Raw genomic sequence first — 24,576 nt, 5'->3', positions numbered from 1 at the left:
CTACGGGATACGTGCGACCGCGCAGTCCGTCGCGGTCTCCGACTCGTCCGGCCGGGGCTGCCGCTCGTGCTCGGCGCGCCAGCTGGAGATCGACGCGATGCCGGGCTCGAGCACGTCGAGCCCGTCGAAGAACCGCGCGATCTCGTCGTGCCGGCGCAGGTAGACCGGGATCGCGCCGGCACGGAAGGCGTGCACCGCCTCCGGCGCCAGGAACTCGCCGGTGGAGTGCGACAGCACGAGGTAGCTGCCCGGAGGCAGCGCGTCGACGAGCCGCCGCACGATGCCGTAGGGGTCCTCGTCGTCGGCGATGAAGTGCAGGACTGCGATGAGCATCAGGCCGATGGGGCGGCTGAAGTCGAGGAGCTTCGCCGCCTCCTGCAGGATGTGCTCGGGCGAGCGGACGTCAGCCTCGATGTAGTCGGTGGGCCCGGCCCCGGGCGCCGCGGTGAGCAGCGCCCGCGCGTGCACCATGACGAGCGGATCGTTGTCGACGTAGACGACGCTGGACTCAGGCGCCAGACGCTGCGCGACCTCGTGCGTGTTGTCAGCGGTCGGCAGCCCCGTCCCGATGTCGAGGAACTGCCGGATGCCGAGCTCCCCGGCGAGCAACGTGACCGCGCGGCGCAGAAAGTACCGGTTCTCGACGGCCGCGGTGCGGATCGACGGGAACAGCTTGACGACCGCGTCCCCGGACTCCCGGTCAGCGGCAAAGTTGTCCTTGCCGCCGAGCCAGTAGTTGTACCGCCGCGCCGGATGCGGCACAGACGTATCGAGCCGCGATGCCATCTCCTGCGCGTCCGCCACCGCACCCCCTCGATCGACTCCGGCCCGATCGTACGCCCTCGTGCGTCAGCGCCCGGCGATCGCCGCCTCCCGGCTTGCATCCATACGAGCGTCCGGCCGCCAAGCGGCCGACGGCTCGTCGCTGCGTCAGCGCGGAAAGGACAGTGGTCAGAACGGCGCAGGGCCGCGACCGGCCAGCGACATCAGGATCTGTGTGGCGAGAAGACGCCGTGTGCCGGTCACTGCGACGTGACCGAGCTGGTCGTAGGGGAGCTCGATCTGAACGTCGTCGGCGGCCGCACGGGCGCCCGCGGTGGTTTCGTCGGGCCGGAACGTGCCGCCCCAGCCAGGGCGACCACCGTTCTGGCTCATCTTCAGCGAGGCGGTCCCGGGCACGCGTGTGCCGTCGGCGAGGATGAGCCTGGCGGGACCCGAGTAGGTGCTCATGCTGTCGACGCTACCTGCCCGGGGTCACAACTTGGCCGCTGCGCACCCGCCGGCCCGGTCCGGATCGGCCGCCGGGTCGAGGTCGTGCACCGGAGCGAGTGGCGGGTCGGCGCCCACGAGGACAGACGCCGACCCGACGAACGACAATACGACCGCACGGCCCGGCGTGACCAGCTTCGATGCCGGGCGCCGGCCGCCCGGCCGTAATTTTCAAGGAATAAGCCCTGTTGACAGCGTAGCCGCGCCTCCCGGATTGACAGCGTATGGCGGCAAACCGAAGGTTTGGGAACGCTCCCATTCAGATCTTCGATCTGCCCCGCCCCCGCCGTATCCGCCAACCCCGCAGGAGGCTCCATGTCCCGCCTGTCCCGCAGAAAATTCGTTGCCGCCGTCGGCGGCACGGTCGCCGCGGTCGCAGTTGGATCGAAGGTGCTCGAAGCATCGGCCGCTACCAATGCCGCCGCACCCGACCCCTACGCGCAGCAGTTCCTCGACATGTACGCCAAGATCAAGAGTTCGGCCAGCGGCTACTTCAGCCCGTCCGGCGTGCCGTATCACTCGGTCGAGACCCTCATGGTCGAGGCGCCCGACCACGGGCACGAGACCACGTCGGAGGCGTTCAGCTACTGGATGTGGCTGGAGGCCGTGTACGGCCGGGTGACCGGCGACTGGGCCCCGTTCAACAACACGTGGGCGGCGGCCGAAAAGTACATCATCCCCACCCACGCCGACCAGCCGTCGAACGGGTCGTACAACTCGAGCTCGCCCGCGACCTACGCGCCGGAGTGGCCGCTGCCCAGCAACTACCCCAGCGCGCTGGACAGCTCGGTGAAGACCGGCGCCGACCCGATCGCGGCCGAGCTGCAGTCCGCCTACGGCACCGCCGACGTCTACGGCATGCACTGGCTGCTCGACGTGGACAACGTGTACGGCTACGGCAACACGGCCGGCACCGGCGCCGAGAACGGCCCGAGCGCGCCCGGGCCCGGGTACATCAACAGCTACCAGCGCGGCGCCCAGGAGTCGGTCTTCGAGACCATCCCGCAGCCGTGCACCGACCTTATGAAGTACGGCGGCAAGAACGGCTACCTGGACCTGTTCGTGAAGGACCAGAGCTACGCCCAGCAGTACAAGTACACCAACGCGCCCGACGCCGACGCGCGGGCCATCCAGGCGGCCTACTGGGCGTACCGCTGGGCGTCGGCGCAGGGCAACGCGAGCGCCGTCTCGGCCTCGGTGGCCAAGGCCGCGAAGATGGGCGACTACCTGCGCTACGGCATGTTCGACAAGTACTTCAAGCAGATCGGCGGCTGCACCAGCCCGAGCGGCTGCGCCCCCGGCAGCGGGCGCAGCTCCCAGCACTACCTGCTCGGCTGGTACTACGCGTGGGGCGGCGCCACCGCCGGCGGCGGCTGGGCGTGGCGCATCGGCGACGGCGCGGCCCACCACGGCTACCAGAACCCGGTGGCCGCGTGGGCGCTGTCGACCGTCAGCGCGATGACGCCGAAGTCGGCGACCGGCCGCTCGGACTGGGCGACCAGCCTCACCCGCCAGATCGAGTTCCTGCGCTGGCTGCAGTCGGCCGACGGGGCCATCGCCGGCGGCGCGACCAACAGCTGGGACGGCCAGTACGGCCAGCCCCCGTCCGGCACGCCGACGTTCTACGGCATGGCCTACGACTGGGAGCCGGTCTACCACGACCCGCCGAGTAACAACTGGTTCGGCATGCAGGTGTGGGGCATGGAGCGCTGGGCCGAGTACTACTACCTGACCAAGGACAGCCGGGTGAAGGCGGTCCTGGACAAGTGGGTCACCTGGGCCTCCGGCAAGGTCACCGTCGGTACCGGCGGCAGCTTCTCCATCCCGTCGACGCTGAGCTGGAGCGGGCAGCCCGACACCTGGAACGCGTCCAGCCCGGGCTCCAACTCCAACCTGCGCGTCACCGTCACCGACTCCGGCCAGGACGTCGGCGTGTGCGCTGCGCTCATCAAGACGCTGCTGTACTACGCGGCCGCCACCAGCAACACCGCCGCGCAGACGCTGGGCAAGAACCTGCTGGACGCCCTGGCGCAGCACACCGACAGCAAGGGCATCGCCATCCCCGAGACCCGCGCCGACTACAGCCGGTTCAACGACTCGGTCTACGTGCCGTCCGGCTGGACCGGCAAGATGCCCAATGGCGACACCATCGCCCCCGGCGCGACCTTCCTGTCGATCCGCTCCTTCCTCAAGAACGACCCGGACTTCTCGAAGGTCCAGGCGTACCTCAACGGCGGGGCCGCCCCGGTGTTCACGTACCACCGCTTCTGGGCGCAGGCCGACGTCGCCATGGCGCTGGCGCTGTACTCGGAGCTGTTCCTCGGCGGCACCAGCACCAGCCCGTCCGCCTCGGCAAGTGCGAGTGCGAGTGTGAGTGCCAGCGCGAGCGCGTCGGCAAGTGCGTCCGCGTCGGTCTCGCCGTCGGCCTCCAAGTCGCCCAGCCCGAGCGGCGGCACCGGGTCGGTGACGGCCACCTACAAGGTCGAGAGCGACTGGGGCGCCGGTTTCGTCGCATCGATCACGGTGAAGAACAACGGGACCACGCCGATCAGCTCCTGGCGGGTGACCTGGACCTGGGCCGGCAACCAGCAGATCAGCAGCGGCTGGAACGCCGGCATCACCTCGTCGGGCCGCACCGTCACGGCCGTGAACATGAACTACAACGGCACGATCCCGCCCGGCGGGTCGACGAGCTTCGGCTTCCAGGGCACGTACTCCGGCACCAACACCGCCCCCACGCCGAGCGCGTCGGGTAGCTGACCCCGGAAACCCGGCCCGGTCGCAGCACCACGCGACCGGGCCGGCTCAGGTCAGCCAGGTTACGGGCGGGCGTCGGGCGGGGGAGTGCGCAGGGTCAGGATCAGGTCCAGGACCAGGGCCGTCCACCCCGTCTGGTGCGCCGCGCCCAGCCCGGCGCCCGTGTCGCCGTGGAAGTACTCGTAAAACAGCAGCAGGTCGTGCCACTCGCCGGGGGACTGGAACAGGTTCACGTCGCCGAAGAAGGGGCGGCGGCCCTGTTCGTCGTTGAGGAAGAGCTTCACGAGGCGGTGCGACAGGTCGTCGGCGACCGTTGCCAGGGTGGCCATGTGGCCGCTCTTCGCGGGGTACTCCACCTGCAGGTCGTCGCCGAAGAACTCGGCGAAACGGCGGACCGCCTCGATCAGGATGTAGTTGACCGGCAGCCAGATCGGGCCCCGCCAGTTCGAGTTGCCGCCGAAGAGGCCGCTCGTGGACTCCCCCGGCTCGTAGCCCACGGTGTAGGCGTGCTCGCCCAGCTGCACCGTGAAGGGCTCGTCCTTGTGGGCTCTGGAAAGAGTGCGCAGGCCGTAGGGGGAGAGGAACTCGTCCTCGTCGAGCATGCGCTGCAGGATGCGGATGAGCTGGTCGGGGCCGACCATCGACAGCAGGCGCAGCTGCTGGCCGCCGCGGCTCTTCTTCGCGCCGACGACGTCGCCGTACTCGGGCTTGTTGGTCAGGAACCAGCGCAGGCGGGCGGCCACGTCGGGCAGCCGGCGCAGGGTCGACGAGCTGATGATCGTGGTCGCGGTGAGCGGGAGGAGGCCGACGACCGAGCGGACCTTCAGCGGGATCTGGTGCCCGTCGGCGGTGCGCAGGACGTCGTAGAAGAACGCCTCCTCCTCGTCCCACAGGCCGAACTCGTAGGCGGCGTCGGCGATGTACGCGAAGTGCTCGAGGAACTTCGCGGCGATGTCCTCGTACACGCGGTCGTGCACGGCGAGGGTGAGCGACATGTCGAGCAGGTTGAGCGCGTACATCGCCATCCAGGCGGTGCCGTCGCTCTGCTCGAGGCGGCCGCCCACCGGCAGCGCCGCGGACCGGTCGAACGGACCGACGTTGTCCAGCCCGAGGAAGCCGCCCTCGAAGACGTTGTTGCCCTCGGCGTCCTTGCGGTTGACCCACCAGGTGAAGTTCAGCAGCAGCTTGTGCAGCGTCCGGGCGAGGAAGTCGAAGTCGCGCGAGCCGTCGAGCATGAACACGCGCAGCGCGGCCCAGGCGTGCACCGGCGGGTTCACGTCGCCGAACGCCCACTCGTACGCCGGGATCTGCCCGTTCGGGTGCATGTACCACTCGCGCAGCAGGAGCAGCAGCTGCTCCTTGGCGAAGCCGGGGTCGACGCGGGCGATTGCCACACAGTGGAAGGCCAGGTCCCAGGCGGCGTACCACGGGTACTCCCACGGGTCGGGCATGGACAGCACGTCGCAGCTGTTCATGTGCCACCAGTGCGAGTTGCGCCCGTACCGCCGGCTGTCCGGCGGCGGCTCCGACACCGGGTCGCCCTGCAGCCAGCGGGCCACGTCGAAGTGGAAGAACTGCTTGCCCCACATGAGCCCGGCGACGGCCTGCCGGACGATCATCTTCTCCTCGGGGGTGGCAGCCGGGGGGACCAGCGCGTCGAAGTACTCGTCGGCCTCGCCGCGCCGCCGGGTCATCGTGGACTCGAAGTCGGCCTTGAGGTCGGCCGGGGCGAGGTCTTTGGCGCCGGGCGCGTTGAGGTTGAGCCGCAGGCGGATCTCCCGCGTGCCGCCGGCCGGCACCGAGAGGACGTAGTGCAGGGCGCCCTTGGTGCCGGTGCCGGCCGGGTTCACGCTGTCGGTGCCGTGGATGATGTGGTCGCCGATGCCGTCCTTCGGGTACTCCTCGCCGGCTTTGCCCCAGATCCGCGGCCCGTTGGTCTCGTTGTTGCAGAACAGCGAGACGGGCGCCCCGTCGCCGGTCAGCGCCAGGCGGCCGAGCAGGCGGTGCTCGGCGAGCAGGCCGTTGTCCTTGGCCCGGATCTCCGGGCGGTAGTCGCGGCCGGGCAGGCCCCAGGCCCAGGTGTTGCGGAACCACAGGGTGGGCAGCACGTGCAGGGTCGCATCGTCGGGCCCCATGTTGCGGACCCGGATCTTGATGCACATGTCCGTGGGGCCGGCCTTGGCGTAGTCGACCTCGACCGCCCAGTAGCGGTCCTCGTCGAAGATGCCGGTGTCGACGAGCTCGTACTCCGGCTCGTTGCGCCCGCGCCGGCAGTTCTCGGCGACGAGGTCGTCGTACGGGAACGCCTTCTGCGGATAGTGGTAGCGCCACTGCATCCACGAGTGCGTCGGCGTGGAGTCGGTGTACCACCAGTACTCCTTGACGTCCTCGCCGTGGTTGCCCGTGTCGCCGCCGAGGCCGAACATCCGCTCCTTGAGGATGGCGTCCTCGCCGTTCCACAGGGACAGGGCGAAGCAGAACGTCTGGCGGTCGTCGCAGATGCCCGCCATCCCGTCCTCGTTCCACCGGTACGTGCGGGAACGGGCCTGGTCATGGGGGAAGTAGTCCCAGGCGTTGCCGTAGGCACTGTAGTCCTCCCGGACCGTGCCCCAGGCTCGCTCGGACAGGTAGGGCCCCCAGCCCCGCCATGGGCGCTCACCGCTGTCGGCTTCGGCCAGCCTCCTGCGTTCGGCGTTCCCATCGTCCTCGATCACGCGGCTATTCTCCGTTGTTCATGTTTCGGTCAAGTTGAGACCCGACCGTTCGGCCCCTTACGTGGCATTCGTTCCTACACCACCATGCCCCTTGATCAATAATTTTGCGGGGGGCGGTTCGTTCCCCGCCACCCGCAGCCACCAAGATTGTGCGCATGGTCATGTTCGGCGCGCAGGTATGCGGGGATTTGTCGGCCGGGGCGGCGCGGGAGTGGCTCGTCCCCGACGGGACCGGCGGCTACGCGATGGGAACGGTCTCGGGCCTACGGACGCGGCGGTACCACGGGCTGCTCGTCATCGCCGAACCCGGCCGACCGGCGCGGCGCCACCTGGCGCTGGCCGCCCTGGACCCGGTGCTCACCCTGCCCTCGGGCGCCGAGGTCGAGCTCGCCGTGCACGAGTGGGCCGGCGGCGCGGTCAGCCCCGGGGGCCACACCCTGCTGGAGCGCTTCGAGCTCGTCGACGGCCTGCCCCGCTGGCGCTGGCGGGTCGGCCCGGTCGTGATCGAGCGCGAGCTGGCGATGGTGCACGGCCAGGCCCACCTCGGCGTCGTGCACCGGCTGGTCAGCGCGCCCGGCCCGGTCACCCTGAGCCTGAAGGCGCTCGTCACCTGGCGCGACGCGCACGGCGAGCGGTCCGCCGCGGGGCCGGCGCCGCACGTCGAGGCGCACGGGACCGGGGCCGTGGTCGAGGACGCGTTCCGCATCAGCGGGCCGGGCTTCCAGAAGATCGGGCAGTGGTACCGCGGCGCCTACGCCCGTCTCGAGGCCGACCGGGGCCTGACGGCGCACGAGGACCTGTGGTGCGCCGGCCGCTTCACCGCCCGCCTGGAGCCCGGCGACACGATCGAGGTCGAGGCCTGGGCCGGCACCGGGGAGGCGCACCGCGGCGCCCAGCGCATCGTCGAGCGGGCCCGCATCCGCAACCGCGCCCTGACCCACGACGCCGCCGACCCCACCGACGCCGCGCTCGTGCTCGCCGCCGACGCCTTCGTGGTGGCCGGGGTCGCGGGCGCGCCCGACGTCGTGGCCGGGTACCCGTGGTTCGGCACCTGGTCGCGCGACACCATGACCGCCTACGAGGGGCTGTTCCTCAGCACCGGCTGGTACGACGAGGGCCGGGAGCTGCTGCGCGCCTACGCGGCCACCCTCGACGACGGGATGCTCGCCAACACCGCGGACACCGGGCAGACCGAGCACAACACCGTCGACGCCACGCTGTGGTTCCTGCACGCGGTTGAACGGCACGTCAGCGGTACCGGCGACGACGACCTCGCGGCCGAGCTGCTGCCCGCCCTGCAGGAGATCGTCGCGGCCCACGTGCGCGGCACCCGCTACGGCATCCGGGCCGACGCCGACGGCCTCATCACCCAAGGCGCCCCCGGCGTCGCGCTCACCTGGATGGACGCCCGGGTCGGGGAGATCCCGATCACACCCCGGGCCGGCAAGCCCGTCGAGGTGAACGCGCTGTGGATCAACGGGCTCGCCGCGATCGCCGCCCTCGCCGAGCGCGTCGGCGGCCCGGCGGGTGCGGTGCCGGCCCTGCTCGCCGCGGCCCGGGCGAGCTTCGAGCGCCGCTTCCCGATCCCGGCACCGTTGCCGCCCGCAACGGCACTGCAGGATGCAAGGCCCATGTTCGACGTCGTCGACGGGCCCGGCGGGGACGACCCCGCGCTGCGCCCGAACCAGCTGCTGGCGTGGAGCCTGCCCCGCGGCCCGATGCGCGGCCGGCCCGTCCCCGAGGCGGTGTCCGCCCTGCTCACGCCGCTCGGGCCACGCAGCTTGGCGGTGGGGGAACCGGCCTACGTCGGGGTACACGCCGGGGATCCCGCGCGGCGCGACGCCGCCTATCACCAGGGCACGGTGTGGCCCTGGATGATCGGCCCATACGCCGATGCCCACCTGGCTCGATCTGCGAGAAATCACGGTGAGCTACTGCAGGGTATCGAGGCGCATCTGTGGGAGTGGGGTGTAGGTTCCGTCAGCGAGACCGCTGACGGGGATGCCCCGCACCGGGCCACCGGATGTCCGTTCCAGGCCTGGTCGGTGGCAGAGGTGCTGCGCGTTCGAAGGAATGTCGGCTGACCGTTACACCCCAGAAATGAGATTTGCCGCCCCGGTAACCCTGGCCGGGCAGGATGAGTCTCAAACCCACCCAACCGGTCACACGCTGGGGCTAGAAGGCGTGTGTGTCGGTGCTGCGCGTGGGTACTTGGGCGAGCGTTTTGATCAACGATCTGTGGGGGCGGCCACGTGAGCGAGACCATTGGGACCGGCAAACGTCGACCGTTGCGCATTCTGATGTTGTCGTGGGAGTACCCGCCGGTGGTCGTCGGCGGCCTCGGGCGGCACGTCCACGCGCTGGCCACCTCGCTGGTGACGGCGGGCGACGAGGTCACGGTCGTGACGCGGCACGCGCCCGGCGCGCCGCTGGAGGAGTACTCGGAAGGCGTGCGCATCGTGCGGGCGGCCGAGGACCCGCCCCTGTTTCCGCTGAACACGTCGAACCTGCTGGCCTGGACGATGGCGTTCAACCACACGCTGACCCGGGCCGCGCTGCGGGCCGCTTCCACGGGCGAGTACGACGTCATCCACGCCCACGACTGGCTCGTCACGCACACCGCGGTCACCCTCAAGGAGACCCTGGACCTGCCGCTGGTGGCCACCATCCACGCCACCGAGGCCGGCCGGCACCAGGGCTGGCTGCCCGACGAGATGAACAAGTGCATTCACTCGGTCGAGTGGTGGCTCGGGCACGAGGCCTGCCGGGTCATCGTCTGCTCCGAGTACATGCGTTGGGAGGTCACGCGCCTGCTGGACCTCGCGCCCGCGCGGGTGTCGGTGGTCGCCAACGGGGTCGACGCCAGCGTCTGGCGGGCGCCGTCCCGCGCGGTCAACGCGGCCCGTGCGCGGTTCGCCGCCGACGGGCCCCTGCTGGGGTACGCCGGCCGCCTGGTCTACGAGAAGGGCGTCCAGGACCTCATCGCGGCCCTGCCCGAGCTGCGGGCCCGGCACAACGGGCTGCGCGTGGTCATCGCCGGCGACGGCCCGCACCGCGGCGAGCTGCAGGAGGAGGTCCGCCGGCTGCGGCTGCAGCGGGCCGTCAGCTTCGCCGGGTTCATGGGCGAGGGCGAGCTGCCCGCGCTCATGGCCGCCACCGACGCGCTCGTCGTGCCCAGCATCTACGAGCCGTTCGGCATGGTCGCGCTGGAGGGTGCCTCCGCCGGCGCGCCGCTGGCCGTGGCCGCGACCGGCGGCCTCGCCGAGATCGTCGAGCCCGGCGTCACCGGCGTGCAGTTCCCGGCCAAGAACCCCGACGGGCTCGCCGCCTCGGTCGGCACCCTGCTGGAGGACGAGCCGTTCGCCCGCCGGGTCGCCAAGCAGGCCCGCTCCATGGTCGGCGAGCGCTACGGCTGGCCGACGATCGCGGCGAACACCGCCGACGTGTACGGCACCGCCATCAGCGAGGCGCCCGGGTTCGCCGCGAAGCAGGCGGCCGCGATCCTCGAGCACGGGAGGCCGCAGATCGTCGTACCGGACGGTAATCTGCTGACGCTCTGAGAGGCCTCCCGGATACATCGGAAATATGACCGACCCCGGCCTAGGGATTTGCCGGGGTCGGTCATATTTTGGGTCTCGCCAGGGCGTTCCATCCCCGGTACGGTTTGCCAGGTACAACGACCGGAATCGATCAGGACGGCAACTGGGTGAGCGGCAGCGCCGATGAAGTCCTCGGCAACAGGTACCGGCTGATCGCACCCGTCGGCACCGGGGGCATGGCGGTCGTGTGGCGGGCCCGGGACCTCGTGCTCGACCGCGATGTCGCCGTGAAGCTCCTGGCCGGGGCCCTGGCGAGCAAGCCCGGCAACCGTGAGCGGATCCGCTCCGAGGCCCAGGTCGTGGCCCGCCTGCAGCACCCCAACATCACCGCCGTGCACGACTACGGCGAGGCCGGCGACGTCAGCGCCGGGCGCAACGGCCGCCGCCCGTACGTGGTGATGGAGCTGCTCGAGGGCGAGCTGCTCTCCGAGCGGCTGCGCTCCGGGGCGATGTCCTGGCGCCGGGCCACCCAGGTGTGCGCCCAGGTCGCGGCCGGGCTGGCCGCCGCGCACGAGAGCGGGGTCGTGCACCGCGACATCAAGCCCAGCAACGTCATGCTCACCGCGGCCGGCGCGAAGATCCTCGACTTCGGCGTCGCGGGCCTGGCCGGCTCCTACGACCCGGACGACGAGCGCGACGGCACCGTGTTCGGCACCCCCGCGTACCTGGCCCCGGAGCGGCTGCTCGGCGGCGGGGTCGTCGCCGCCACCGACGTGTACACCGTCGGGCTGCTCGCCTACCGCTGCCTCACCGACCGGCTGCCCTGGCACGCGGACACGCCGACGCAGATGATCGCCAACCACGTGTACGAGCCGCCGCACCCGCTGCCGGAGATCCCCGGCATGCCGGCCGAGGTGGCCCGGCTCATCACCCGGTGCCTGGCCAAGGACCCCGACGCCCGCCCGTCCGCGGCCGAGGTCGCCCGCGTGCTCGCCGCCGCCACCGGCATCCACGTCGTGCTGCCCGGCGAGGACGGCTCCACCACCCAGGAGGTGCACGCGCCGCCGCCGAGCGAGGACACCCCGCCGCCCCGGCGCGCGGAGTTACCGGTCCGGCGCGCCGTCGGCGGCAACCACCACCGGGCCACGACGAGCCGCACCGCCCGGCGAACCTGGGTCGCCGTCGTGGCGACGATGGTCGCGGCCGGCGCCACCACCGGGATGATCATCTGGAAGCCGTGGGCGCCCAAGCCCGGCTGCAACATCGACTTCTACATCCACCCGCTGTACACGGCCGGGGTCGACAAGGGCTTCGAGGGCCGCGTTACCGTTGCCAACATCGGCAACCGCACGCTCGACCCATGGCAGCTGGTCTTCCTCTTCCGGGGCGGCCAGCAGGTCGACCGCGTCGAGGGCGCCGGCGCCTACGAGCCCGGCATCGGCGGGCAGAAGGTCACCGGCCAGTCCCCGCTGCTGCCCGGCAAGGCCGTCACCTTCGGCGTCTGGGGCCACGGCGGCAAGCCCTCCCCGCCGAGCGACTTCGTGCTCAACGACACCGCCTGCGACCTGCGCGTCGAGCAGCGCGGCCCCGAGCAGCAGCTGCCGGCGATCAACGGCAACCAGGACGCGCCGCCCGACGCGTCCCGCCCGCCGACCGGGCAGCCGCAGGGGCCCCCGCCCGGCGGCGGCGGTGGCGCCGACCCGAACAACCCGGACCGGCCCGGCCGCGACCAGAACAACTCCGGCCAGGACCCGAGCCGGGGCCCCGGGCAGCCGCAGGGCCAGTCCGGCCCGCCGGCCTACGTGCCGTCGACCCCGGCCGCCCAGCGCGCCCGCCGCAAGCGGCATGCCTGAGCCGGTCGGCCCCGTCGGGTTCGTGTTCGGCGGCGGCGGGGTGCTCGGCGCCTACGAGGTCGGGATGGCCCGCGCGGTCCTGCACCACGGCATCCGCCCCGACCTGATCGTCGGCAGCTCGATCGGCGCGTTCAACGGCGCCGCCGTCGCCGCGGCCCCGGACGAGCACGTCGCCGAGCGGCTCACCGAGCTGTGGGCCTCGCCGCAGGCGCGCACCGTGTACGGCGACTCGCTGCCCCGGCAGCTGAGCCGCTTCGCCCGCCGCACCCACCTGCACTCCCCGGCCCCGCTGCGGCGGATGCTTGAGCGCGAGCTCGGCGAGGACACCACGTTCGCCGACCTCAAGGTGCCGTTCCAGTGCTGCGCGGCCAGCATCGAGCGGGCCGCGGAGCACTGGTTCTCGTCGGGCCGGCTCGTCGACGCGGTGCTCGCGTCGTCGGCGGTGCCGGGGTTGCTGCCCCCGGTACACCTGGGAAATGAGCATTTCATCGACGGAGGCATCGTCAACTCCGTGCCCGTCGGGCGCGCGGTCGCCCTCGGCGCCCGGACCGTCTTCGTGATGCAGGTGGGCCGGGTCGAACGGCCTCTGCGCCCGCCGCGCCGCCCGTGGGACGTCGCCCAGGTCGCCTTCGAGGTCGCCCGCCGCCACCGCTTCGCGCGCGAGCTGCAGGAGACGCCCGAGGACGTGACGGTGCACGTCCTGCCCACCGGAGGCGGTTCCCCGAAGGACGACTCGCCGCTGTCGTACCGCAAGGTCGAGCTCGCCCGCGGCCGCATCCAGCGCGCGTACGAGGCGACCGGCGCCTACCTCGAGGCACTGGGCTAGATGCCGCCCCGCTGGATCCGCCGGCTCGTGCTGACCCCGCTCGCCCTCGTGCTCATCGTCGCCCTGCTGGCCACCATGCCGCTGTGGCTGCTGCTCGCCGGCGCGCTGGGCCCGCTCGGCTCCGGCCGCCTCCGCGCGCTGCGGGTCGGCTGGATGATCGCGGTGTACCTGTTCCTGGAGGCCGTCGCCCTGGTCGTGCTCTTCGCCCTCTGGATGGGCAGCGGCTTCGGCTGGCGGCTGCGCGGCCCCCGCTTCCAGCGCGCCCACTACGTGCTCACCGGCCGGTTCCTGAAGATCCTGTACCACCAGGCCCGCTTCGCCCTCGGCGTCGAAGTGTCCGTTGTCGGCACCGACCCCGACGTGGCCGCGCCGGGCCAGCCCGAGCTCGTCTTCTGCCGCCACGCCGGCCCCGGCGACTCGTTCCTGCTCGTGCACTCCCTGATCAACTGGTTCGACCGCGAGCCGCGCATCGTGCTCAAGCAGAGCCTGCAGTGGGACCCGGTCATCGACGTCATGCTCAACCGCCTGCCGAACCACTTCGTCACCGTCGCCGCGGACAGCGAGGAGCGCATCGGCGAGCTGGCCACCGGCCTCGACGAGAACGACGTGCTCGTGCTCTTCCCGGAGGGCGGCAACTTCACCCCCGGACGGCGGGAGCGCGCCATCCAGCGCCTGCGCGACCTGGGCCTGACGGCGATGGCCGAACGCGCGTCACGCATGCGCCACGTGCTCGCGCCGCGGCCGGGCGGGACGCTGGCGGCGCTGGACGCGGCGCCGGAGGCCGGGGTGATCTGGGTCGCCCACACGGGCGTGGACAAGCTGCTCACGGCCGCGGACGTCTGGCGCCACCTGCCCCTGGACCTGACCATCACCATGCGGTGGTGGTCGGTCGAGCCGTCGGAGATTCCCGCCGGGCGGGATGAGCGCGTCGAGTGGTTGTACGAGTGGTGGGCCAGGATCGACGATTGGATAGGCCAGCACAATCCCTGACCGGCACGTAGGGGACAATGTTCTGATGCGATTCGGTGTGTTGGGCACGGGGCACTGGGCGACGGTCACGCAGGCGGCCGCGCTGGCGACGCACCCCTCGGCGACCCTGGTGGGCGTCTGGGGCCGCAGCCCCGAGAAGGTGGCGGAGATGGGCTCGCGCTACGGCGTGCCCGCGTACACCGACGTCGACGCCCTCCTCAAGGAGGTCGACGCGGTGGCGATCGCCCTCCCGCCGGCCGTGCAGGCCCCGCTGGCCGTCAGGGCGGCCCAGGCCGGCAAGCACCTCCTGCTCGACAAGCCCCTGGCCCTGGACCCGGCCGCGGCCGACGAGGTCGTAGCGGCCGCGAACGCCGCCGGCGTGGCCACGGTCGTCTTCTTCACCAACCGTTTCATCCCGGCGGTCGACGCCTTCCTGCGCACCAACGCGGAGCTCGGCGGCTGGTACGCGGCCCACGGCACCATGTACACCTCGATCTTCCAGCCCGGGAACCCCTACAGCGCCTCGGTCTGGCGCAAGGAGAAGGGCGGCCTGTGGGACCTCGGCCCGCATGGTCTTTCGGTGGTACTCCCACTGCTCGGCCCGGTCGTCGACCTCTCCGCCGCCGAGGGCCCGCGCGACACCGCCCACCTGCTCCTGCGCCACGAGGGCGGGGCGGCGAGCACGCTCTCGCTGACGCTGGACGCGGCGCCCGAGGCGAAGAGCTTCGGCTTCGCGTACTTCGGCGAGCACGGCGCCACGACCCTCCCCGAGTGGGACGCGAACCAGGTCGAGGCCTTCGGCAACGCCGTGAACGCCCTCCTGGACGCGGCCGCAGGACGCCCCCACGCGTGCGACGCGGCCTTCGGCGCCCAGGTGACGCGCATCTTGTCGGCCGCCGAGCGCGCGCGGAGCACGTCGACGATCGTCACCGTCTGACTCTCGCGGCCGGCCTTTCGTTCTTACGGCCTTTCGTTCTTGCGGCCTTTCGTTCTTACGGCCTTTCGTTCTTACGGCCGTTCGTTCTTGCGGCCGTTCGTTCTTACGGCCGTTCGTTCTTACGGCCGTTCGTTCTTACGGCCGTTCGTTCTTACGGCTTTTCGTCCTACGGCCGGCCTTTGTCGCGGGCGCGTCGGCCTGTCCGGCGGTCGTGGTGCCGGTGGGCGTCAGCGCATCCGCCCCATCGCATCCCGGAGACGGGTAAGGTCCCGGATCCGCCGCTCGTACGTCACGGCCAACCCCACCAGCACCGCCCCCGCCATCGCCAGCGGTGCCCACCGCGGCAGATAGTCCCAGAACAGCAGCACCTCATGCCACGCGAGCACCGCGAGGACAACCCCACCGGCCGCGATCGGCGCCTTGAGCCGCAGCCGAGCCCCAGCCAGTACCACCGCGAGCGCCACCGCCCCGAGCACCAGCCGCCGCCCCGGATCCCCCGGCGTCACCGCCACGAGCGCAAGGCTGGGCAGCAGCCCGGCGAGCAGCCCGGGCCCGAACGCCGTCCAGCTGGTGAGCGCGGCATTACGCCGAGCCGCAAACCACCCGGCAACGAGCGCCGCAAACGCAACCGGCCCCGTGTACGCCTCGGCGACCCCCACCTCCCGCGCCACGAGCACCAGCTCATAGGCGACAAGCTCGGCAAACACGGCCCCAGCGACGTACGCGACCCGCCCCGGCCCGCCCCCGGCGACCCACCGTGGCGCGGCCCCCGAGGCGTGCACACCCCGGCCCGAAGCGGGGAGCGCCCGCAACCCCAGCGCAACCCCCCAAAGCCCAGCAACTCCGGCCGCCGCGGCGAGGTCCCCGATCGCAAGCAGGAACGCCACAACGCCCACCGCATGCGCAACGACATCGAGCACCCGCCCCTCAACCCCGCCGCCGGCGGCCCCGGCGGCGTCGATCGCCGGCCCGCCGCCCTCGCGCCCCCGAAGCAGGAACCCACCGGCCAGCGAGAGCACGGCCGCGCCCAGCACCAGGTACGCAATAGTCGCCAACGGCAGCTCCGCCGCCCGCCCGGAGGCGAACGCCAGCCAAGCGGCCGCAATCCCGGCGATCGGCCAGGCCAGCACGCGCGCCGACACCGTACGCCCGGCAACCCCCACCACGATCCCAGCGCCAACAATGAGCGCGAGCCCGAGGATCGTCGACCAGGACGTGGCCAACAGTCCGGACAACCCCGGCACGATCCCGAACCAGCAGGTCATCCCGGCGACAACGGCCCCGGGTGAGGGCCGGCGCAGCGCGGCTCCGAGCGCGGCGACGATCCCGGTAGCGAGCGTCACCGCCGGCACAGCGGGCCACGGCGCCCCGACCGCGACGCACCCGAGCACCGCCGCGAGCAACACCGGCGGCGCCGCAAAACTCCAGCGCGCCAGCGAGAACCGCCCCGCCACGAGCACCGCAAGCAGGGCGAGCACCGCGAGCGTGACCGCGGATGCCCCGGCCCCGAACGCGGGCGGCCGCCCGGCCCACCATTCGGTACCGTCGGGCCCGAGCCCCACCCCCACCGGCGCCCCGCGCCAGATCGCCCCGAGCCACCCGAGCGGCCGGAGCAGCACCTCAGCCACAGCGGGCAGCAACGAGACCATCGCGAACAGCACCGGCACAACCCCGGCCGAGGCATGCGCACCACCGGCCGCACCGTCCTGCCCCCGCCACCCGGCGCTCAAGCGATCCACATCAGCGCGCACCACGCCGGACCAGGCAACGTCAGCGCGCACCACACCCCCTCCGGCCGCGTCGGCGTATGCGGCATCCGGCCCGGGAGAGCCGGCGCGCACCACACCGGCCGCGTCAGCGCGCACCCCTCCCGGCCCGGCTGCCTCAGCGGGCATTCCTCCCGGCCCGGCTGCGTCAGCCCCAGCCCCCGGCGAGCGGAACCCGCGAGCCGCGAACCAAACACAAACAAGCACGGCCGTGGCGTACGTTCCGAACCAAGTAGCGCCATGATTACCCTCAGCAACGAAGGTAGCCCCGACGGTCACAGCGGCGCCGGCCACCGCGGTAGCGACCGTGCCCGCATTCCAAGCCCGATTGCGCAGCACCAGAGCAGCGCCAGTGACCAGTAGATAACCGAACGTAGCGCCGGCCAGGGCGGGTGGAACAACCCCCGATCCAGCGGTACCAACATCAAGCAGCCAGAACCCGGCAGCCCCCGCAACGGGCAGCGTCAACAAGCCCACGACGGCCGCCGGAAGCCCGATCCCGCGCCCGCCGACCCGCGCCGTCACCACCGCGGCCAGCACCCCGAGCACCAGGTACCCCGCCACGGTGACGCCCGGCGTAACGAGCGCGACGACCGCCAAATGCGCAGCAACGAACGGCAAAACGACAAACGCAACCCACTCCCGGGCCCGCAGCACCACGACCGCGACAATCCCGGCGAGCACAACCCCATCGACGAGCGCCGCGAGCACCGGCTCGGGCGCCGTGAACGCGGCCGGCAAAGCAAAGGTCAAGAGCAGAAGAGCCGCCCACGGTACCGCCCGATGCCGCACGAGCAGCCAACCCGCCCCCGCGAGCAGCCCCAACGCCGCCGGCTCCTGCCAGCCGAAGATGGACGCACCACGCTCATCCCAAACGGACAGTCCATTCGCACCACCGCTCAGGTGCCAGACAGGCAGAGCGAGCGCAGCAGTACGCAACGCGGCGTAGACAGCAAACAACGCGTACGGCAAAGCGAACCCGGAGACGACAACAGCCGCCCCGAAACGAGCACCACCCCGCAGCCGTTCGGGCACAACGAGCGCAACTGCAGCAACGAGCAGCGCCAGCCCCCCGAACGCAACGTACCGCTGATCCGGAACCACCTCAGCCACCAGCCGCGCCCCGGCAACACCAACGATGACGACGGCAACCCCGGCCCCGGCCTGGGTGGTAGCCGGATGCATACCCCCAGTGACAACCACCAGCGCCGCCAGCAACGCCATGACCCCAGCAATCCGCAGCGCAGCCGGAACCCCGTCAACTGTGGCGAGCGAATGCAACGCAGGCGGCAGCGCAGACAGGACGGCAACCCCAGCAGCAACAGCGGCAACCCAGGCAACCGGCCCAAACCCCGCCCGGCCCGGTGCACGCCCCCCGCCCCGGCCCCCAGAACCAGCGCCACTGAGCGAGTCGTGTCCAAAGCCCCCACCCACAACGCCACCACTGCGCACGCCACGTTCATTCAGCCCGCCGGCAACGCCACCACCGCGCACGCCATGTTCGTTCGGCCCGTTGGCAACGCCACCACTGCGCGGGTCATGTTCGTTCGGCCCGTTGGCAACGCCACCACTGCGCGGGTCATGTTCGTTCGGCCCGTTGGCAACGCCACCACCGCGCACGCCATGTTCGTTCGGCCCGCCGGCAACGCCACCACCGCGCACGCCATGTTCGTTCGGCCCGTTCGCAACGGCACCACTGCGCGGGCCATGTTCGTTCGGCCCGTTCGCAACGGCGTCGGTGAGCGAGTCCTGCACGCTCTGACCGTTCACGGCGACGCCGCCGAGCGAATCCTGCCCAGTCCAGTTGCGCGATACGACAGTGGCCAGAGCAACATCAAGCGCCGCAACAACAACGAACACGAACGTCCAACCGGTCGCCCCGAACCCACGGTGGAGCGCAAGCAACGGAAGAACCGGCTGCAAGGCGAGCACAGCCGCCAGCCCAGGAGCCCGCAGCCGGGTAAGCACTGCATACCCACCGCCGACTGCCGCCGTGACCGCAAACGTGATGCCCGCGTACGTGGTGGGGATCGTCCCAGTGGCAAGCCCGACAAGGTCGACATACCAAGCGGCGTACCCATCGAGCACAACCAACAACAACCCGAGCGCGGCGAACGTCTCGCCAGTGGCGCGCAGCCCGCGACGCAAAACCAACGGCGGCACGGAAAGCGTGAGCAGCGTGACAACGGCAAGAATGGCCGCGCGTCCGAGCACCCCAAAGCTGGCCCAGGCCACCGCCGCGAACACAATCGCCGCCGCCCCGAGCAGCAACCCGCCAAGAACGAACAGCAGATTCTGCACAGTCCGCGGCGCCGCCTCGGGCCGCCGCTCAAACCCTCCGACCGCCCCAGCCCCCGAAACGGCGGCCCCGGACCCGTACGGCGGAGAAGCAAGCCCGGCAAAGCCCGCCCCAGACATAACCGCCGGCGAAGCAACCCCCGGCCCAGCCGGCGCGCCAGCCGGAAGACCCGGACCAGAAACGTAGGGAGGCGTGACGCCACCGACCCCGTCCGGAGCGTGCAACGGTGCGGCAGCATCGGGGTTAACCGGAGCGTGCGACGGTGGGACGGCATCGGGGTTAGCCGGAGCGTGCGACCGTGCGGCGGCGTCCGGGTTAGCCGGAGCGTGCGACGAGGCGGCGGCATCCGGGCGGCCTGGAGCATCCGACGGAATGGCGGCATTCGAGCCGTCGGGAGCATGCCACGAGGAAACCGGCGCTGAAGTCTGCAGGGAGGAGGCGGTGGCCGGTTCGCTCAGAGTCGGCGCCGAAGTGGCAGCGGCCGAACCATGCGGCGGAGAAGCATGCGGCGGAGAAGCCGGGCCACGCAGAGCCCGCGCGCTGGCGACAGCACCCTTGACGCGCGCCGCCAGCAGATTGCGTTGCGACACCACCGAGTTGTAGGCGAGCACCGCGGACCCGAGACGCCCGCGCGCGGCTTCCACCTCGGCGTACAGCTCGCGCGTCTGCGCATTGAGGCGCACAACCTCGGCCGCGTCGGGGAAGGGCGGCCGCCCGCAGCCGCCACATCCGGACTCCAGCCCGGCCGACGCGCCGCAGAACGGGCACGGATAGCTCACCATGCCCCTCAGGGTGCGGCCAACTCCGCCCCTGGCGTATCGGTGCGCCTACTCAACCGCACCTGAGTACTCAGCGAGAGACAGGAGTGCGCACCGCAAAGCGAGACGCGCAATCCAATCGGCCGCCGGCCGCGCAACTCCGCGCGACGCGGAGTGAGAGATTCTGCGCGGGGCCGGCCGTGCAAGTTCGCGCGGACGATGGTGCGAGCTGGGTGCATGAGTCTGCACGGTCCGGATGCATGAGTACGTGCAAGCAGGGTGCGCGAGTCTGCGCGGACCACGGCGCGTAACTCTGCGGTCCCGGATGCATGAGCGCGGGCCAGGGTGCGAGTCTGCACGGACCACGGTGGCACTGGGCACACGATTCTGCTCGGACTATGGTGCGTGAGTCTGCGCGAGGCTGGGTGCAGCAGTCTGCGGGGAATCAGGTGTGAGCGGAGCTGCGCGGGGCAGGGCGTGCACGTTTGCGCTGACCACGGTGGGAGTCGTGCGTGGCAGGCGTACAGGTGTGCGTGGCAGGTGTGCAGGTGTGCGCGGAGCACGGTGCGCGAATTTGCGCGGGGCAGGGATGCACGAGTGCACCAACCGTGGTGCAAGCAAGAGTTGTGTGGCAGGCGTGCAGGTGTGCGCGGACCACGATGCGCGAGTCTGCGCGGACCGCGCTGCGGGGACTACGGTGCGCGAGTTTGCCTAGGTTCGTGGACGAGTCTGCGCGTGGTGCGTTTGGCGTGTGGCGCAGGGGTGCGCGAGTGTGCACGCGGGACAGGACGAGCGTTAAGGGGCATGCTGTCGTGATGCGGTTGCTGACCGAGGCCGAGTACAAGGCCACGATGGAGCCCGAGCCGGTTCCCATCGGGCCGGACGACGAGCCGCCGTTCGACTTTTGGCCCTACTTTGATGTGATACCCGAGGCCGATCTCCAGGGGCATGACTTCTCCGGGGGCACGGTCACCTACGCCTGGCACATGCCGCAGGGGAACCTGCAGCATGTTCTGGTCAATTGTGAGCGCAACAACGTGTTCCTCGTGGTCGTGCTCGATCTGACCCGTAACACGGTGCTCGGTCACTACCTGCTGGACATCATGGCGGTTTAGCAGCGGACCGGTCCGAGGGAAGGGATCAGGCCGGCACTCGGAGCCGTCGAGCAAAGGGTTCGGATCACTCCAGCGAACGGATCGGTCCAGCGTGCAGAGTTGTGCAGCGTAGGGGAGCGGTGCAGCGTGCGGAGTGGTGGCGGTGCGCGTCGGTGGCGGTGTTGGTGCGCGTTATGGCTGGGTCAGGCGTCCAGGCCGCGTTCGATCGCGTAGCGCACCAGGTCCACTCGGCTGTGTAGCTGCAGTTTGCCCAGTGTGTTCTGCACGTGGTTCTGCACCGTGCGGTGCGACAGCACCAGGCGCTCGGCGATTTCCTTGTACGTCACGCCCTTGGCGACAAGCCTCAGGACCTCCGTCTCCCGCTCGGTCAGTCGCGGCGCGTCCGGGTCCTCGGCGCGGGTCACGCTCGCCAGCCGGCGGAACTCGCCCAGTACCAGCCCGGCCAGCCCCGGCGTGAACACCGGGTCACCCAGGGCCGTGCGCCGCACGGCCGCCAGGAACTCCTCGCGGGCCGCGGACTTCACGAGGTACCCGGTCGCCCCCGCCTTCACGGCGTCGAGCACGTCCTGCTGCTCCCCGCTCGCCGACAGCATGAGGATGCGCGCCTCGGGGCAGGACGCCAGTATGCCCTGGATGACCTCGACGCCCGAGCGGTCGGGCAGCTGCAGGTCGAGGACCACGACGTCCGGCCGTACCGATCCGGCGATGCGCACCGCCTGGGCGCCCTCGCCGACCGCGGCGACCACCTCGTACCCGGCCTCGGCGAGATCCCGGGCCACCCCCTCGCGCCACATGGGATGGTCATCGACCACCATCACCCGCAAATTCGCCCCGCTGTCCACCCAAGCACCATAAACGCTGAGCGTTGCCGGCAAAGTTCCACCTCGGTACCGTTTCCGCCGCCCGATCCGCCCGCCCAGGTCAGAGACGGACCAGGAGGGAGGATCGGCAAGGAGGAAAGGAGGAACCAGCGCCGGGAGCGGATCGCGCGGCCGGAGCTGGCGGCCAGGCGGCGCCTCAGCGAGGTCAGCGCGGCACGGTCAGCTCGACCTCGGTACCGTTCCCCGCCACCGAAGAAACGCTGACCGACCCGCCCAGATCACGAATGCGCCCCCGGATCGACTGGGCCACCCCCAGCCGCCCGTCGCGCTCAGCCTCCGCCAGCCGCCCCTCCGCGATCCCGTCCCCGTCGTCGCGGATCGACACCGTCACGCGCTCGGCGAGCTCCTCCAGCAGAATCCAGGCCCGCGCCTGCGGCCCCGCGTGCCGGGAGACGTTGTCGAGCGCGGCCCCCACCGCCGCCGCCACCTCGTCGGCCACCGACGCCGGTAGGAGGACGGGCGTGGCCGGAGCGGCGATCGTCACGCCGGCCGAGGCGTACGCGTTCAGCAGCGGCCGCAGGTCGGTCGCGGCGTCGGCGGGCGGGACCGGCGACGCGGCCGCGATCAGCGAGCGCAGCACCGACTCCTGCGCCCCGGCGAGGCGCCCGAGCTCGGCCGCCTCGCCGCCGAGCTCGGCCCCGCGGCGCTGGACGAGGGCGAGCACCTGCAGGACGGAGTCGTGGATGCCGCGGGCCAGGCGTTCGCGCTCCCGGGTGGCCGCCTCCAGCTCCGAGGCCCGCTGCAGGCGCGCCTCGGCGTCGATGGCCAGCCGCGCGATGTGCCCGACCCCGATGCCGGCGAGGATCATGAGCACCGGGCCGTTGAGGGTGGCCTGGCTGACGCCGTTGCGCACGATCACGTCGGCGACGCTGAGCAGGATGGCGGCGATCGCGCCGCGGCGGCGGCCGCCGGCGATGGCCCACGCGACGACCGGGCCCGCGACCCAGGCCATGGGCAGGGTCGGGGCGCCGACGCCGAGGCCGGCCGGGTGCACGATCCAGCGCGACGCGAGCAGGCACGCCGCGGCGACCGCGAGGTCGGCGATGAGCAGGGGCCAGCCGCGCCGCTCGGGGCGGGCGTAGGCGAGGCTGCTCACCGCCGTCCAGACGGCCATCACCACGATGATCACGAAGCCGCCGGGCGGCCAGGCGTAGTGGCGGAAGTTGTTGACCATGAGCACGGCGGCGTAGCCGAGCGCGGCGATCCGGAAGACGAGCAGCGCGCGCCACAGCGGCCCCTCCAGGCCGGGTAGCCGGCGCCGCTCGTCCCCGCCGGTGGTCATGTCAGGCCCAGTGCACCGGCGGCAGCCCGGCCTCGGCCAGCGCCGCGTCGATCTTGCTGAACGGCCGCGACCCGAGGAACCCGGCGGGGTTCATCGGCGAGGGGTGCCCGGCCTCGATGACCACGTGCTGCGGGTTGGTGACGAGCACGGCCTTCTTGCGCGCGTAGGCGCCCCAGAGCACGAACACCACGCGCCGGTCGAACGCGTTGAGCGCCTGGATCGCCGCGTCGGTGAAGTGCTCCCAGCCGTGCCCGGCGTGCGTGGCGGCCTTCCCGGCGCGGACGGTCAGCACCGCGTTGAGCAGCAGCACGCCGTCGGCGGCCCAGGGAGTGAGGTCGCCGTTGGCCGGCGGGGTCACGCCGAGGTCCTCGCGCATCTCCTTGTACACGTTGCGCAGCGAGGCCGGCACGGCCACCCCCGGGCGCACCGAGAAGCTCAGGCCGTGGGCCTGGCCCTGCTTGAAATACGGGTCCTGGCCGAGGATGAGCACCCGCGCCTGATCGGGCGGGCACAGCCGGAACGCGGTGAAGAGGTCTTCCAGCGGCGGGTACACGGGCCCGGCCGCATACTCGGCCTCCACGAACGCCTGCAAGCGCTGCACAACCTCGAGGTCGAGGTGCGGCTTCATCACGTCCCGCCAGCCGGCGGGGAGGAGCTCCAGCAGATCCAACGACATGCACGGCACTCTACGGATAGGGTGCGACATTTTTGGTACCGGCAGTAAAGCGGATTTATCCGGATAAAATTGGACTATGACGCAGGTGGGACCCGTGGGTGGCGGCGGTGAGCCGCTCACGGTGCTGTGGTCGTGGCGGCAACGGCTCGAACAGGCGGACGAACCGCCGAAAGACCATGAACCGCCACTAGGACGCCGATCCCGGGAGCCAAAGGATAGTTTTGCACAAGACGGGCTGAAAGCGGGCGATCAGGGTTATCTGCCGCAGCTGCAGGGCCGCCTGCGGGCCGCGCTCGGGGACGTCGGCGGGATCGTCCGGCGCCTGTCCGAGGTACCACCGCAGCAGCGCACTGTTCTTCACACAGCGATCGCCGACGATCCGGCGGCGGCCTCGCGATCGAGGCCGGCGCGTCCGGGGCGATCCTCATGTCGCCGAGGACGTGCACGTCACCCCGGTCAAGGCGCTGCTGAGCGAGCTGGCCGAGCACCACGGCGAGCGGGTCGTGCACCTGTTCTGGGGCGTGTCGACCCGCGAAGACCTCTACGACCTCGAGTCGCTGCGCGAGCACGCGGCCCGCTGCTCGCACGCGTTCGTGCACGCGGTGGTGGCCCGGGGCCCGGCCCACCCGTACACCAGCGGCTCACTCCCCCCGGTGGTCGTGGACTTCGGCGAGTGGACGTCGCACGACGTGTACCTCAGCGGCAGCCCCCCTCGCCGTCGGCGTCATGCGGAACATGCTGCTGCAACGCGGGTCGACCCGTGGCGGGTTCACACGGTGACGCTGGAGCCGGTCGGCACGCGCTGAGGCAAAGTGCATAAGAAGGCCGTGCGGGAAAGATGGTTCGGTCGCGGCCACGATGCGACGATTGATTTCCGGGCGCAACCGGATGTCACGAGTAGGAAATATCGCAGTGACGCGCCCCGCCGCAGGGTG

Annotated in this window: 16 protein-coding genes and 1 pseudogene; 10 read left to right on the top strand and 7 right to left on the bottom strand. The window is 71.4% G+C overall.

Annotated features, from left to right (window positions below; genetic code table 11):
* Together AB0B76_RS36930 and AB0B76_RS36925 are read right to left on the bottom strand one after the other, a co-directional pair.
* On the bottom strand, nt 1-786 hold the full coding sequence (locus tag AB0B76_RS36930) for an SAM-dependent methyltransferase (protein ID WP_360384376.1): 786 nt from the start codon (nt 784-786) through the stop codon (nt 1-3).
* A 165-nt stretch (nt 787-951) separates the two neighbouring features.
* Nucleotides 952-1,230 (bottom strand): hypothetical protein, encoded by a 279-nt coding sequence (locus AB0B76_RS36925; protein ID WP_360384334.1) that lies wholly within the window; start codon nt 1,228-1,230, stop codon nt 952-954.
* A gap of 483 nt (nt 1,231-1,713) precedes the next feature.
* Here AB0B76_RS36925 and AB0B76_RS36920 point away from each other — a divergent pair.
* Nucleotides 1,714-3,597, top strand: a pseudogene (locus AB0B76_RS36920) (glycoside hydrolase family 48 protein); the annotation flags it as partial.
* A gap of 42 nt (nt 3,598-3,639) precedes the next feature.
* Nucleotides 3,640-4,029 (top strand): cellulose binding domain-containing protein, encoded by a 390-nt coding sequence (locus AB0B76_RS36915; protein ID WP_360384374.1) that lies wholly within the window; start codon nt 3,640-3,642, stop codon nt 4,027-4,029.
* A gap of 59 nt (nt 4,030-4,088) precedes the next feature.
* Here AB0B76_RS36915 and AB0B76_RS36910 read toward each other — a convergent pair whose 3' ends face one another.
* Entirely contained in the window at nt 4,089-6,740 is a 2,652-nt protein-coding gene (locus AB0B76_RS36910) for a glucosidase (protein WP_360384332.1), read from the bottom strand.
* A 149-nt stretch (nt 6,741-6,889) separates the two neighbouring features.
* On the opposite strand from AB0B76_RS36910, the gene AB0B76_RS36905 reads away from it, so the two are divergent.
* The 6 genes from AB0B76_RS36905 (at nt 6,890) to AB0B76_RS36880 (ending at nt 14,864) form a co-directional block, all read left to right on the top strand.
* On the top strand, nt 6,890-8,824 hold the full coding sequence (locus AB0B76_RS36905) for an amylo-alpha-1,6-glucosidase (protein WP_360384330.1): 1,935 nt from the start codon (nt 6,890-6,892) through the stop codon (nt 8,822-8,824).
* 216 nt (nt 8,825-9,040) lie between these two features.
* Nucleotides 9,041-10,300, top strand: coding sequence for a glycosyltransferase family 4 protein (locus tag AB0B76_RS36900; protein ID WP_360384372.1), 1,260 nt, complete (start codon nt 9,041-9,043; stop codon nt 10,298-10,300).
* Nucleotides 10,301-10,446: 146 nt separating this feature from the next.
* The gene (locus AB0B76_RS36895) at nt 10,447-12,132 is read left to right on the top strand and encodes a protein kinase (protein ID WP_360384328.1); all 1,686 of its coding nucleotides are present in this window, start codon (nt 10,447-10,449) and stop codon (nt 12,130-12,132) included.
* The gene (locus tag AB0B76_RS36890) at nt 12,125-12,958 is read left to right on the top strand and encodes a patatin-like phospholipase family protein (protein WP_360384326.1); all 834 of its coding nucleotides are present in this window, start codon (nt 12,125-12,127) and stop codon (nt 12,956-12,958) included. The genes AB0B76_RS36895 and AB0B76_RS36890 overlap by 8 nt, the downstream gene beginning before the upstream one ends.
* On the top strand, nt 12,959-13,948 hold the full coding sequence (locus tag AB0B76_RS36885) for a lysophospholipid acyltransferase family protein (RefSeq protein WP_360384324.1): 990 nt from the start codon (nt 12,959-12,961) through the stop codon (nt 13,946-13,948).
* A 22-nt stretch (nt 13,949-13,970) separates the two neighbouring features.
* Nucleotides 13,971-14,864, top strand: coding sequence for a Gfo/Idh/MocA family oxidoreductase (locus tag AB0B76_RS36880; protein ID WP_360384370.1), 894 nt, complete (start codon nt 13,971-13,973; stop codon nt 14,862-14,864).
* 227 nt (nt 14,865-15,091) lie between these two features.
* Here the strand turns inward: AB0B76_RS36880 and AB0B76_RS36875 are convergent, their stop codons facing one another.
* The gene (locus AB0B76_RS36875; RefSeq protein WP_360384322.1) at nt 15,092-18,931 is read right to left on the bottom strand and encodes a hypothetical protein; all 3,840 of its coding nucleotides are present in this window, start codon (nt 18,929-18,931) and stop codon (nt 15,092-15,094) included.
* 1,571 nt (nt 18,932-20,502) lie between these two features.
* Between AB0B76_RS36875 and AB0B76_RS36870 the strand changes: the two genes are divergently transcribed.
* Nucleotides 20,503-20,802 (top strand): hypothetical protein, encoded by a 300-nt coding sequence (locus AB0B76_RS36870; RefSeq protein ID WP_360384320.1) that lies wholly within the window; start codon nt 20,503-20,505, stop codon nt 20,800-20,802.
* 182 nt (nt 20,803-20,984) lie between these two features.
* Here the strand turns inward: AB0B76_RS36870 and AB0B76_RS36865 are convergent, their stop codons facing one another.
* The 3 genes from AB0B76_RS36865 to AB0B76_RS36855 form a co-directional block, all read right to left on the bottom strand.
* Complete coding sequence (locus AB0B76_RS36865) at nt 20,985-21,617, bottom strand: response regulator transcription factor (protein WP_360384368.1); 633 nt, start codon at nt 21,615-21,617, stop codon at nt 20,985-20,987.
* Nucleotides 21,618-21,828: 211 nt separating this feature from the next.
* Complete coding sequence (locus tag AB0B76_RS36860; RefSeq protein ID WP_360384318.1) at nt 21,829-22,965, bottom strand: DUF5931 domain-containing protein; 1,137 nt, start codon at nt 22,963-22,965, stop codon at nt 21,829-21,831.
* Nucleotide 22,966: 1 nt separating this feature from the next.
* Nucleotides 22,967-23,641 (bottom strand): uracil-DNA glycosylase, encoded by a 675-nt coding sequence (locus tag AB0B76_RS36855; protein ID WP_360384316.1) that lies wholly within the window; start codon nt 23,639-23,641, stop codon nt 22,967-22,969.
* 440 nt (nt 23,642-24,081) lie between these two features.
* On the opposite strand from AB0B76_RS36855, the gene AB0B76_RS36850 reads away from it, so the two are divergent.
* Nucleotides 24,082-24,447 carry a hypothetical protein gene (locus AB0B76_RS36850; RefSeq protein ID WP_360384314.1) on the top strand — a complete coding sequence of 122 codons (366 nt, stop codon included), beginning with the start codon at nt 24,082-24,084 and terminating at the stop codon, nt 24,445-24,447.
* The last annotated feature ends 129 nt before the right edge of the window (nt 24,448-24,576 follow it).

It is taken from the genome of Dactylosporangium sp. NPDC049140, from assembly GCF_040648435.1.
The sequence above is the reverse complement of the archived record's forward strand: the minus strand, read 5'-3'. Positions and strand labels throughout refer to the sequence as shown.